The 10,956-nt window shown below is 69.5% G+C and carries 13 protein-coding genes; 7 read left to right on the top strand and 6 right to left on the bottom strand.

Annotated features, from left to right (window positions below; genetic code table 11):
* The coding region (locus BM228_RS28850; protein WP_139234077.1) for a transposase at positions 1-317 on the top strand (317 nt) is incomplete at its 5' end.
* A 5-nt stretch (positions 318-322) separates the two neighbouring features.
* On the opposite strand, the gene BM228_RS28845 is transcribed toward BM228_RS28850, so the two are convergent.
* A complete protein-coding gene (locus tag BM228_RS28845) occupies positions 323-1,420 on the bottom strand; it encodes a COX15/CtaA family protein (protein WP_092046087.1) in 1,098 nt (365 codons plus the stop codon).
* Positions 1,421-1,608: 188 nt separating this feature from the next.
* On the opposite strand from BM228_RS28845, the gene BM228_RS28840 reads away from it, so the two are divergent.
* The 3 genes from BM228_RS28840 (at position 1,609) to BM228_RS28830 (ending at position 2,587) form a co-directional block, all read left to right on the top strand.
* On the top strand, positions 1,609-1,815 hold the full coding sequence (locus BM228_RS28840) for a DUF2842 domain-containing protein (protein ID WP_092046085.1): 207 nt from the start codon (positions 1,609-1,611) through the stop codon (positions 1,813-1,815).
* An 83-nt stretch (positions 1,816-1,898) separates the two neighbouring features.
* Positions 1,899-2,234, top strand: a complete 336-nt coding sequence (locus BM228_RS28835; RefSeq protein WP_244537362.1) for a hypothetical protein — start codon at positions 1,899-1,901, stop codon at positions 2,232-2,234.
* Positions 2,235-2,332: 98 nt separating this feature from the next.
* Positions 2,333-2,587 (top strand): type II toxin-antitoxin system Phd/YefM family antitoxin, encoded by a 255-nt coding sequence (locus BM228_RS28830; RefSeq protein WP_092046077.1) that lies wholly within the window; start codon positions 2,333-2,335, stop codon positions 2,585-2,587.
* Between the two features lie 100 nt (positions 2,588-2,687).
* Here the strand turns inward: BM228_RS28830 and BM228_RS28820 are convergent, their stop codons facing one another.
* The gene (locus BM228_RS28820) at positions 2,688-3,749 is read right to left on the bottom strand and encodes a polysaccharide deacetylase family protein (RefSeq protein WP_092046075.1); all 1,062 of its coding nucleotides are present in this window, start codon (positions 3,747-3,749) and stop codon (positions 2,688-2,690) included.
* Between the two features lie 237 nt (positions 3,750-3,986).
* On the opposite strand from BM228_RS28820, the gene BM228_RS28815 reads away from it, so the two are divergent.
* Complete coding sequence (locus tag BM228_RS28815; protein ID WP_092046073.1) at positions 3,987-5,174, top strand: GNAT family N-acetyltransferase; 1,188 nt, start codon at positions 3,987-3,989, stop codon at positions 5,172-5,174.
* Between the two features lie 2 nt (positions 5,175-5,176).
* Here the strand turns inward: BM228_RS28815 and BM228_RS28810 are convergent, their stop codons facing one another.
* On the bottom strand, positions 5,177-7,405 hold the full coding sequence (locus tag BM228_RS28810) for a GumC family protein (protein WP_092046071.1): 2,229 nt from the start codon (positions 7,403-7,405) through the stop codon (positions 5,177-5,179).
* A gap of 187 nt (positions 7,406-7,592) precedes the next feature.
* Here BM228_RS28810 and BM228_RS28805 point away from each other — a divergent pair, with 187 nt between their 5' ends.
* Positions 7,593-8,171 (top strand): polysaccharide biosynthesis/export family protein, encoded by a 579-nt coding sequence (locus BM228_RS28805; protein ID WP_092046083.1) that lies wholly within the window; start codon positions 7,593-7,595, stop codon positions 8,169-8,171.
* An 18-nt stretch (positions 8,172-8,189) separates the two neighbouring features.
* Here BM228_RS28805 and BM228_RS28800 read toward each other — a convergent pair whose 3' ends face one another.
* Both BM228_RS28800 and BM228_RS28795 read right to left on the bottom strand, forming a co-directional pair.
* Positions 8,190-8,825 carry a hypothetical protein gene (locus BM228_RS28800; protein ID WP_092046081.1) on the bottom strand — a complete coding sequence of 212 codons (636 nt, stop codon included), beginning with the start codon at positions 8,823-8,825 and terminating at the stop codon, positions 8,190-8,192.
* A gap of 304 nt (positions 8,826-9,129) precedes the next feature.
* Positions 9,130-9,378, bottom strand: a complete 249-nt coding sequence (locus BM228_RS28795) for a hypothetical protein (RefSeq protein ID WP_092046069.1) — start codon at positions 9,376-9,378, stop codon at positions 9,130-9,132.
* Positions 9,379-9,647: 269 nt separating this feature from the next.
* Here BM228_RS28795 and BM228_RS28790 point away from each other — a divergent pair, with 269 nt between their 5' ends.
* The gene (locus tag BM228_RS28790) at positions 9,648-9,863 is read left to right on the top strand and encodes a hypothetical protein (protein WP_092046066.1); all 216 of its coding nucleotides are present in this window, start codon (positions 9,648-9,650) and stop codon (positions 9,861-9,863) included.
* A 19-nt stretch (positions 9,864-9,882) separates the two neighbouring features.
* On the opposite strand, the gene BM228_RS28785 is transcribed toward BM228_RS28790, so the two are convergent.
* A complete protein-coding gene (locus BM228_RS28785; RefSeq protein WP_425285013.1) occupies positions 9,883-10,932 on the bottom strand; it encodes a hypothetical protein in 1,050 nt (349 codons plus the stop codon).
* Positions 10,933-10,956 lie beyond the last annotated feature (24 nt).

The following is a 10,956-nucleotide window of genomic DNA, read 5'->3' as shown; positions in this document are numbered from 1 at the left end:
TCCCACCCGTGCGCAACGGTCGGCGGGGCCGGCCGCGACACCGCCCGGACAAACTGCACGCCGACAAAGCCTACGACGCTGAACCGCGCCGACACGAGTGCCGGGCGCGTGGGATTGTACCGCGCATCGCACGCCGCGGCATCGAGAGCAGCGAGAGGCTAGGCCGGCATCGGTGGGTGGTGGAGCGCACGCACGCTTGGTTCAATCGCTTCCGTCGGCTGCCCGTGCGCTACGAGCGACGTGCAGACATCTACGAAGCCTTCACCAGCCTCGCTGCCAGCCTCATCACACTCAACCAGATCAGACGGTTCTGTTAGGCGCTCTAAGCGCCGCGCCCGACCAGACCCTCGAAGCCGAGGGCCGGTTCCCGGGCGGCCGGCCGCACACGTTCGGTGCCGCGGCTCAGGCGGGCATGGACCGCGGCCATGGTCAGGACCGCCATCGCCAGGACTTGATGGGCCAGTGCCGCCCAGAGGGGAACGGTCAGCAGCAGCGTCGCGATGCCGAGCGCCGCCTGCGCCAGCGCCAGAACCGCGACGCCACCGGCGCGCCCGGCGGCGCCGGCCGGACCCGTCAGCCGGGCATCGACCGCATGCAGGAGCGCGACGACCACGATGAGGTAGGCGGTCACCCGATGGTCGAACTGGACCAGGGCATGGTTGTCCACGAAGTTCTCGATCCAGGGCCGGATCGCGAACAGGCTGTCCATCGGCGGCACGAGATCGCCATCCATGCTGGGCCACGTGTTGTAGACGAGGCCGGCATGCGACCCGGCGACGAGGCCGCCGAGGAAGATTTGCACCAGCACCAGCGCCGGCAGCAGGGTCGCCACGGCGCGGATGCGGCCCGGTGCGGGCTCGATGGTGCCGTTGCGCTCACCGGCGGCGAGCCAGACCAGCCCGGCCAGGATGAGACTCGCCATGGTGAGGTGCAGGGCGAGCTTCAGCGGCGCCACCGCGGTCATGCCGGGCTGGAGGCCCGAGGCGACCATGATCCAGCCGATCGCGCCCTGCAGGCCGCCGAGGATGCCGAGGCCCAGCAGCCCGAGCCCGAGGCGCCGGCTGATCATGCCGCGCCACCAGAACACCACCAGCGGCAGGAAGAACACCAGGCCGATCAGCCGGCCGAGCAGGCGATGGCCCCATTCCCAGCCGTACAGAACCTTGAACGACGACAGCCCCATCCCCTGGTTGAGGATATTGTATTGCGGCGTGTCCTTGTACTTCGCGAATTCCGTGGCCCAGTCCGCCTCCGACAGGGGCGGCACGATCCCGGTCACAGGGCGCCACTCGGTGATCGACAGACCGGATCCGGTCAGGCGCGTCGCACCGCCCACCGCCACCATGGCGACCACGAGGGCTGCCACCAGATAGAGCCACGCCCGCACGGCGCCCGATCGCTGGTCGCCCGAGACTCTCATCACCACGCGCATCCCTTCCGCGGTTGCCGGGACTGGCCGGCCCTCGCGACGCGTTAGGGGAAGCGACGGATGCGAGCAATGTCGGCGGCGCCGCAGCCCGCGGCACCGGGCGCGTTGCCAACCGGCCCGGCTGAGGCTAGCCGTCAGTGATCAGCGCCGCCGCCAAGAGCGAGGCTGAAGGGACCCTCATGCGCCGCAGCACCCGCACCCTGATCGGCACCATCGCGATCCTGGCCTTCGTCTGCCTCTACGGGCCGCTGGCCATGGCGCTGGCCGACAGCCGCATCGCCGAGACGCCGGCGGCGATCCAGGCCGTGCTCTACTCGATCCTCGGAATCGCCTGGATCTTCCCGCTGATGCCGCTGATCCGCTGGATGGAACGGCCGGACCGGTAGCGCCGACCCCTCGATTTCGCCGCACTCGGGCGCCACAAGCCTCCGACCCGAATTCGAGATCCCCGTTCGTGTATCGCTCGCCCATGCGCCTCAAGCATCTGGCCGCACTCGCCGTGCTGCTCGCACCGTTGCCCGCCCTCGCGCAGGGCACGCCGCGCTCGATCGCCGAGTGCGAGCGGCTGAAGAACGATCTGGCCTACAACCAGTGCCTGGCGATGTTCGGCCCGGCCGCCAAGAACGTGGCGGGCGGCTACGCCTCCGCCGACGCCGCCGCTGCGCCGGCCCTGGTCGAGGCGCTGCCCCAGGCCGAAGAGGCTGTCGAGGCCACCTCCAGCCGCCGAGGCCGCTACCGGTCGCGCCGCGGCGGCCGGCAATACGCCTCGTTCTCGACGAGCTATCGGCACCGCCGGCGGCGTTGAGGTCTGCGGGACCGACGCGCCGGCGTCGCGCGACGTGCCGCCATTGCCCCGGACGCTTGCGAACCTTACTGTGACTACACTGGTCACGGAGAGGCGCGATGCAGGAGATCCAGCTTCGCGATGCCAAGGCGACGCTGTCGGCTGTCATCGATCAGGCCAAGCAAGGCCAACCCTCGATCATCACGCGGCACGGTCGACCGGAGGCGGTGTTGCTGAGTTTCGAAGACTGGCAAAGGCTTTCACAGGTTCCGTCCTTCGGCCGCCTCCTCATGGCCGCGCCGCTGACAGCCGAGGATCTGCCCACCTCCCACTGCCACGGCTCAGTGCCATGGCTGGACCGTCCTGACCCGTAACGTCCGGCATTTCACGCCCCTCGGCGTTCCAGCCCACAATCCCTTCGAGACTCTGCCGCCCGACGTGACCTGAGCGCGGTTGGATGTTTGGCAAAAAGCGTCAGGCGACGTTGAGCCGCCGGCCCCGGTTCCAGGCCAGGAACGGCACCCCGGAGAGCAAGCCCGCCAACGCCGCGCGCGATTGATGGCAGCCGTTGATCGACACGCGCGGCAGGGCGTGCAGGTGGCCGGCATGCTCCGAAAAGAGGTGCCCGGGCCGGGTCGTGACGGCGGTGGAGAATCCGTGCTTTTGCGCCAGCGCGAATTCCCGCGGTCCCGCCGAGGTTGGATCGCCCACCGGGTAGGAGAGGTGCCGCACGGGCCGGCCGAGCTCGGCTTCGATGCGCGCGCGGCCTTCGGCAATCTCGAGTGTCGCGGTGGCCGCGTCGTGCTTGGCGAGCATCGGGTGGCTGACCGTGTGGGCGCCGATGGTCACGGCCGGGTCGCGGGCTAAGTCGCGCAGTTCGGCCCAGGACAGGCACAGCTCGGATGCGACGGCGCCCGGCGCGAAGCCCGCCTGTCGGCATAGGTCGGCGATCCGATCCAGAAGGTCGGCCTCGGCGCCGAGGCGCAGGTCTCGGTAGAGGGCTTCAAAGGCCAGCGCCTTCTCCTGGGGGCTGGGGGTCGGTAGGTCGAAGCTGCTTGCGCCAACGGCGATCCGCACTCGGTCGAGCCGCGCGATCGCCCGCTCCAATTCGATCCACCACAGGCGGCCGCCCTGGTCGGCGAAGCCGCTGGTCACGAACAGGGTCCAGGGCACGCCGTGGCGTTGCAATACCGGGCGGGCGTGTTGGACGTTGTCGCGGTAGCCGTCATCAAAGGTCAGCACCGCGAAGGGCGGCCCATAGCCCGGCGCGGCGAGCCGGTCGGGCACGGCATCGAGCCCGATGATATCGAAGCCGCGGGCATCGAGCTCGCGCAGGGTCTGGTCGAGGAAGTCCGGCGTGATGCTGAGCAGGCGGTTCGGTGCGAAGGCCGGGACGGGATCGGGGCTGACATGGTGAAAGGTTAGGATCACCCCGAGGCCGCGGGCGGCCGGCGCCAGCCAGCGATCGGCGCCGAGCGCCTGGATCGCGCGGAAGCCGGACGCGAACACCCGATGCTTGGCGCGCGAGGAGATCATGGCTCGGACCCGTTCGGGCGGTACGGCCCGGGCGGAACAGCCATCACCCGCCGGGGTAAAGAAACGCCAAATCCGCGGCCTGTCTGTAGTGCAGCCGGAAGGTTGTATTAGCCAAAGTCGCGATTTACAGGGCCGCGCCGGCCCACAACAGCGTCGAAGTCACCGGCCATTCAGTGCGTGCCCCGCAAGGTCGGCTTTCGGCTTCGGGCGCTGCCCGGCGCAGCGGGAGACTCGGGTATGGCGACCGGCGTCCAGGTGGCGGGAACGGACATGATCGGTGCGCGCGCATCCGGAATCCTGACCGCGGAGGTGTTTTCCGATCTCACCGCGGTCGAGGCCCTGTGGCGGCGGCTCGAATCCGATCCGGCGAGCCTGCACACGCCCTATCAGCGGTTCGACTGGGTCGCCGCCTATCTGCGCGCGACCGGCACGGAGGCCGGGGCCCGCATCGTCGTGTTGCGGGATGCGGAGGGCCGCCCTCGGATCCTGCTGCCGCTGGTGCTCGCGCGGAGCTTCGGGCTCACCGTGGCGCGGGTCGTCGGCGAGACGCATGCGAACTACCACATGCCGCTCTTCGCCACCCGGGATGCGGCGGCGATCGCCCCCGGCGAGGTCACGGCCGCCCTGATCCGCGCCGGCCGGCCGGCCGGCATCGACGTCTACGCGCTGCAGCATCAGCCCCGCATGTGGGACGGCGCGGCCAACCCGCTCGCCGAGGCCGGCGAGCCCGAGGCGAGCGACGCCTACGGGCTGATGCTCGGCCCCGATCCAGAGGCGACGGTGCGCCGGGTGTTCAGCGCCGATGCCCGCAAGAAGCTGCGCTCGAAGGAGAAGCGCCTGATCGAGGCCAAAGGCGCCCTGGCGTATCGCCGGGCTGAGACGCCCGAGGAGGCGGCCCGGTATCTGGCGGCGTTCTTCGCCCACAAGGCGGTGCGGTTCGCCGGTATGGGCGTCGCCGACCCCTACGCCGCCGAGCCGATCCGCCAATTCCTGGCGGCAGCCGCGTCCGGCACTGATCCGGCGGTGGAGATCCACGCCCTCTGCCTCGCCGAGAGCGGGCGCGTGCTCGCGGCCTTCGGGGGCGCGGTCAGCGATCACCGTTTCAGCGGCATGATGACCGCGTTCGATCCTGATCCGGAGGTGGCCCGGTTCAGCCCGGGCGACCTGCTGCTGCAACACCTCGTCGGCGACCAGACCGCACGCGGCCGGCAGGGCTTCGATCTTGGGGTCGGCGAGGCGCGCTACAAGGCGAGCATCTGCGACGAGACCATCGGGCTGGTCGAGACGATCGTGCCTGTCTCCCTGCAAGGCCGTGCTTACGGGCTAGCGCAGCTCGGCATGACCCGCACGAAGCGTAGGATCAAGCGCGACCCGCGCCTCTACGCCGCCGTCGCGCGCCTGCGGAAGCTGACGCGCAGGTCGTAAACTCAGGCGGCGTTGAGCCGGAGTTCCGGCGCCGACCGGTCGCCCGCCGCGCCCTGCTCGGTCGAACGGTCCTGCGCCACCAGAACCTGCCCAGCGCCGGCATCCTCCGCGATGGCGTAGAGATCGGCCAGGGCCTGATCCTCGGCGGAGGCGTTCGAGGCGATGATCACGCTGTCCATGTAGCCGGCCGCCAGTTCGAGCAGGTCGACAGCGCCCGGGGCGGCGTGCAGCCGGCAGACGACCCAATCATAGGCCTCAGCCAGGGCCTCGAAGGTCAGGGTGAGGGCGTCCGGCTCGGCGAACAGCACGGACGCGTCGGCGCACCCGGCCGCGATCCGGTGCAGGCTGCTGCCGGGTGCGGCCTGGATCACGTCGAGGAAGGCGGCGTCCCCCGCCACCAGATCGGTGAAGCCGCGTTCGGCGCCGGCGCCGTTCAGATCGACGGTGACGAGGCTGGCCTTGCGGCCGAGCGCGCGAACCAGCGCGTCGTGCAGGGCATCGCCGCCGCGGGAAATCTCCGTTTCCATGACCAGCACGCGGCAGCCGGTGCGATCACCGGGTTCGCGTGCCACGGCCGAGATCCGGGCGATCAGCGGCGCGAGGTCGTAGGCCTCGGCGGGCGCCCGAGGGGCGGCCGGCGGCGCGACCGGATCCGCGGCAGCGGTCGCCGGCTCGGCCTCGTTCGCGGCTTCGGACCAATGCGCCGGGGGCATCGCTTCCGGGAAGGCGAAGCCCGGGCGGTCCAGCGCCGGTTCGCGGCGCGTAGGCCGGTCCGCCAGATCGAGATCGGTATCCTGCTCGGAGCGGCCGGATTCGGACAGCAGCGCGCTCGCCAGCACGCCGCCGACCGCCAGCATCAGGGTCACCAGCGTGGCAAAGCCGATGATCGGCAGCTTCTTCGGGAAGGAGGGGAGTTCCGGGGTCACGGCGCGCGAGACGATGCGGGCATCGGCGGGCGTGGCGCTCTCGCCGTCGCGGGCGGCCGCCTCGCGGTAGCGGGACAGGTAGGATTCGAGCTGCTCGCGCTGCGCCTTGGCCTCGCGCTCCAGGGCCCGGAGCTGGATCTCGCTGGAATTGCCCTTCACCACCACGTCCTGCTGGCCGTCCACGGCGGCCTGAAGGCTCTCGACCCGGGAGCCGGCGATCTTGGCGTCGTTCTCCAGGGTGCGGACGACGCGCTCGGCCGAGGTCTTGATCTGCGCGTCGAGGTCTTCGAGCTGGGCGTGCAGCTCCTTGATCCGCGGGTGGGCCGGCAACAGCGTGCGGGATTCGAGCGCCAGCTGCGCCCGCACGGCGATGCGGTTGTCGACGATGCGCCGGATCACCTCGTTGTTGGCGACCTCGGTGATCTCGAAGGCGCGGCCGTCCTTGATCAGGTCCTTGATCGCCTTCACCCGGCCGGCGAGGTCGGCCTTCAGGATCCGGGCCTGGGAGAGCTGGCTCGACAGCTCGCCGAGCTGCTGCGTGGTCAACGGCTGGCCGGTGGCGCCGCCGCTGCCGACGAGGCCGTTCTTGGCGCGGAACGCCTCGACCTTCGCTTCGGCTTCCGCGACGCGCTTGCGCAGACCGTCGATGTTGCCGCCGAGCCAGGAGGAGGCGTAGCGGGCGGTGTCGACCTTGTCGGCCTCAAGCGACGAAATGTAGAGCTGCGCGATGGTGTTGGCACCGTCGGCCGCGAGCTTGGCATCCTTGGCGCGGAACTCGATCGTCAGGATCCGTGACTTGCCGGCCGGATAGACCAGCAAATGCTCGAAATAGGCATCCAGCACCCGGTCCTCGGCCGGGCGGTCGAGGGGATTGGCGCCGATGCCGAGCATCATCATCACGCGCTGGACCGGGCCGATGCTGCTCGATCCGGGATCGAATTCGGGGTTGCCCACGAGCTTCAGCCGCCGGATCGCCTCCCGGGCGAGGTCGCGCGACATCACCACCTGGACCTGGCTCGCCACCGCCTGCTCGTCGATCGGCGCGAGCTGATCGGCCCGCTCCTGGGCGGTCCGGGCGAAAGCGGGGTCTCGGCTCTCCAGGATCAGCTTCGCCTCGCCGGTGTAGCGCGGGCTCACCACGTTGACGAAGATGCTGGCGCCCAGCGCCACAACCAGGGTTGGCCCGACGATCCAGCCGATCGAGCGGCGCAGGATCTGCGGCACCTGCGCGAGGCCGACGCCTTCCCGGGTGCTGGACCGCTGCGCAGGCAGGGCGGGATGCGAGCGCAGGCTGATACGAGACATGAGACGCTCTGAGCACGAAGGCCGACGGGACGGCCCATGAGGCCATCCGGCACTATTAGAGGTCGTTAAGGTTGCTTGAGCGTTAAGAAAGCTTGCGCACCGGCCTATTCGGAAGCCGGCACCCGGATGATCAAGGTTCATTAACCTTAACGGCCTACACCACGGCGACTTGGCACCCATGACGGCGATGGTGATGAACCGGCGCGCTCTGCTCCTCGCACTTGGCTCGACTCTGGCGCTCGGCGGCTGCCTGCGTCCGAGCTTCCGTACCGACCAGCTCGATGCCACCGGCACCGGCTCGATCGGGGCGCGCTACCCGCTCTCGGCGGGCGACAAGCTGCGGGTGATCGTCTTCGGACAGGACAACCTGTCGAACATTTACGCGGTCGACGGCGCCGGCAAGATCGCGATGCCGCTGATCGGCACCGTCCAGGTCGGCGGCCAGACCACCGGCCAGGCGGCCCGGGCAATCGAGGCCAAGCTCTCGTCAGGCTTCGTGCGCGAGCCGCACGTGACGGTGGAGGTCGACACCTACCGCCCGTTTTACATCCTGGGCGAGGTCACGACCTCGGGCCAGTACCCGTTCGTCAACGGCATGACAGTGGAGACGGCCGTGGCAATCGCCGCCGGCTTCGGCCCACGGGCCGCCCGCGACTACGCGGTGCTGACCCGCGACACCGGCAGCGGCCTGGTCTCGGGGATCGTGCCGATGACCTATTCGGTCCGGCCGGGCGACACGATCGTCGTCAAGGAGCGGTTCTTCTGAGCGGACCGCGCCGGCGCGTTACTGCGCCGTCTTCCAGACGTTGATCACCCGCATTGCGGTCTGCTGGTGCGGGATCGGCGTCGCGATTGGCGGTGTGGACTGGGGGCCGCGCGCCACGACCCGGCGCGCCTCGTTCGCGGGCGACGCACCGATGGGGGTGAACAGTCCGGCGAGCTGCTTGCGCGTTCCCTTGCTGACGAAGCGCGAACTCTGGACCGGCTCGAAATCCCGGATGGCGTGGCGCTTGTCGGGATTGCCGGTGAAGACCTTGGCGCCGGTGTTCAGGACGACGATGTCGCCGGGCTGAAGCGTCTCGTCCTTCATCAGCGCCGCGGCCGCGCCGGACTTCATGTCGATGGGCGTCTGACGGGGGCTGAGTTCCGTCTCCTTCACGCGGATCCGCACCGGAAGCGCCGCGTATCGCGTCTGGAGCCTGTGCCGGGCGCTGCCGAGCCGCGGCGTCGCGCGTCGCTCGAAGGCACGGATGTCAGGAGCGCCGGGGGGCTGCGCCTGCTGAACCGGCTGGGGTGCAGGGCGGGCACCGAACAGCATCTCCAGGAACCCGATTTCCGCCGCCTGCGCCGGGATGACGGTTCCGGCGAGGAGCCCGGCGGCGGTGATGACGGCCAACGTGCTGCCCGTACGAAACCTCATGATATCCTCCGGAAACAGCGTCGCGTTCGAGCGCCCGACACTCAACCGCAAGCTGCGCGGGAGGGTTCCGGAATATTAAGATTTCGAGGCCGGACTTCGAAGAACCACGCCGAGGGTATGGTCTTCGTTCGGATCGACCGGAGATCTATTGTGCAAAACCGTTCCGGTTACGCCGGTGCCGGGGAGTGGGTACAACCGTTATGGTGCAACACGCCGACCCAGACCGCGCCGATCCTGAACGCGACGGAGCCGCATCTGCCGGACGCGGGCCATCGCCCAACCCGGCGTCAGATCCGAAAACCGCTCAGGCCGGGGCGACCTGCTCGCCCTCGCCGATGCAGTCGAGGGCGCGCTCCACGGCGCTGACCGCGTCGAGGAGATGTTGAACCGTGCGCTCGACCTCGAGCGCCGGACGGCCCATCGCAGCGGCGCGGGCACTCACGTCCTCGAGCTGCTCCAGCAGGGCGAGGAGGTCGCCGGCCACGGTCACGACCTCGCAGCGGGCGAGGCGGGTGACGGTCGGGCGCGGCCGGAAGGGCAGGACGTTGCTCATCGCCGACGGTTCTGGCCCGAAAGGCCCCGGATTCGCCAGGGGGAGGGGCCGTACTTCCGGCAATTGCCGGCCTCTATCCGCCGCTAACGCGTGGAAAGGTAGATTTTCCGTGGCCGCCGCGCATCGGAGGCGGCGGAATCGGTTTACGCCTCTCCGCCGGTCTTGACGGACTTGCCGCCGCCCTGACCATGCCGCCACCGACTCTTCAAACTGCGATTCGGCGGCGGATAACAATCCCTCGCGCGGTTCGGCATCGCCCAGGATCAATCATGCGCTTTACCCTTCTCGCGGTCTCGTTCCTGGCTGTCGGCGGTCTCTGTGCCTGCAACACCGACAGCCCGGACGGGCGCAGCGGCCTCGCCGAGAGCTTCCGGCTCGACAATTATCGGGCCGCGAACGACACCAACGGCACCCAGACAAGGCGCGACGTGAACCGGGCCTACACGCAGCCGACCCTGCCTTCGATCGGCAATCGCGGGTTCTGAACCAGCGAGGCCGGGCTCGTCAGCGCTTCGCGATCGCGTCGGCGAAGGTGGTGATGCGGTTGCGGGCGTAGACCGGCAGGCCGGCGCTGATCGAATTGCCGGTGTTGAAGCTCGAATTGCCCATCAGCACCTGGGCCGGCAACAGGTTCTTCAGCACCGGCACCCGGGCATATTCGGCCTTGCGGTCAAGGACATCGGCCTTAATCGCCAGCGCCATGTAGGTGGTCACAACGGTCTTGGTCGGATCGTTCGGCAGCGGCTGGAACACGGCCAGGAACTTGCCGAAGCGCAGGATCTGGTTGACCCAGAAGATCGTCTGCTCCAGCCCCCCGGTGACGGTGGTGTCGATCTTGGTGAGCGCCTTGAGCGTCGCGCCCTGGTCGGGGCCGAGAACTCGCAATTCGCTCTGGAACGAGACGTACTCGGCAATCTTCTTGGCCGAGCCCTCTTCGAGCTTGTTGGCGAGCTTCACGCCGAGCGGCAGCTTGCCTTCGAGGTCGTAGCGCGATTCGATGCAGGCGCCGGCACCCTCGCACCAGGGCCGGTCCGGGCGCTTGGCGAAGGCGGCGGCCGGGTCCTTATTCGGCGTCACCTCGCCCACCGTGATCGCCTTGTGCTTGATCGCCGGGTCCATCGTCTGGACGAAGCCGAGATTGGCGAAGGCCCTGAGGTCGATCGCCTCGGGCGGGCGCGGCACCACGAACCGGCCCTCAGCCACGTAGACCTTCAGGGTCTCGTGCCGGGGCTTGGTCACGCCGTTCACCGTCACGGTGTAGTCCGGCTCCTTGTAGCCGGGGAAGGGCGCCAGAACCGCGGCCTCCGCCGGGCGCGTCCGCAGCCAGTCCAGGTACGGGATCAGGCCGTTCTCCGGCGCGGTGGGGTTGTCGCGGTGATCCGTGAACAGGATCTGCCCGGGCTTCAGCGTCGCCGGATCGAGGGCGGTGACCGAGGGCACCTCCTTGATCCGCTCCGACCCGGGCACTGCCGCCGAGTTGGCGGCGGGCGTCTGGGCGCAGACCGGGGCGGCCGTCAGGGCGAGGGCGAGGGCGGCAGGAAGCTGCGTGCGCAACGGGCGTCTCATTGATCGAGGGGC

The organism is Methylobacterium pseudosasicola (genome assembly GCF_900114535.1).
GTDB lineage: Bacteria > Pseudomonadota > Alphaproteobacteria > Rhizobiales > Beijerinckiaceae > Methylobacterium > Methylobacterium pseudosasicola.
This window is presented reverse-complemented; position numbering and strand designations above follow the sequence as displayed.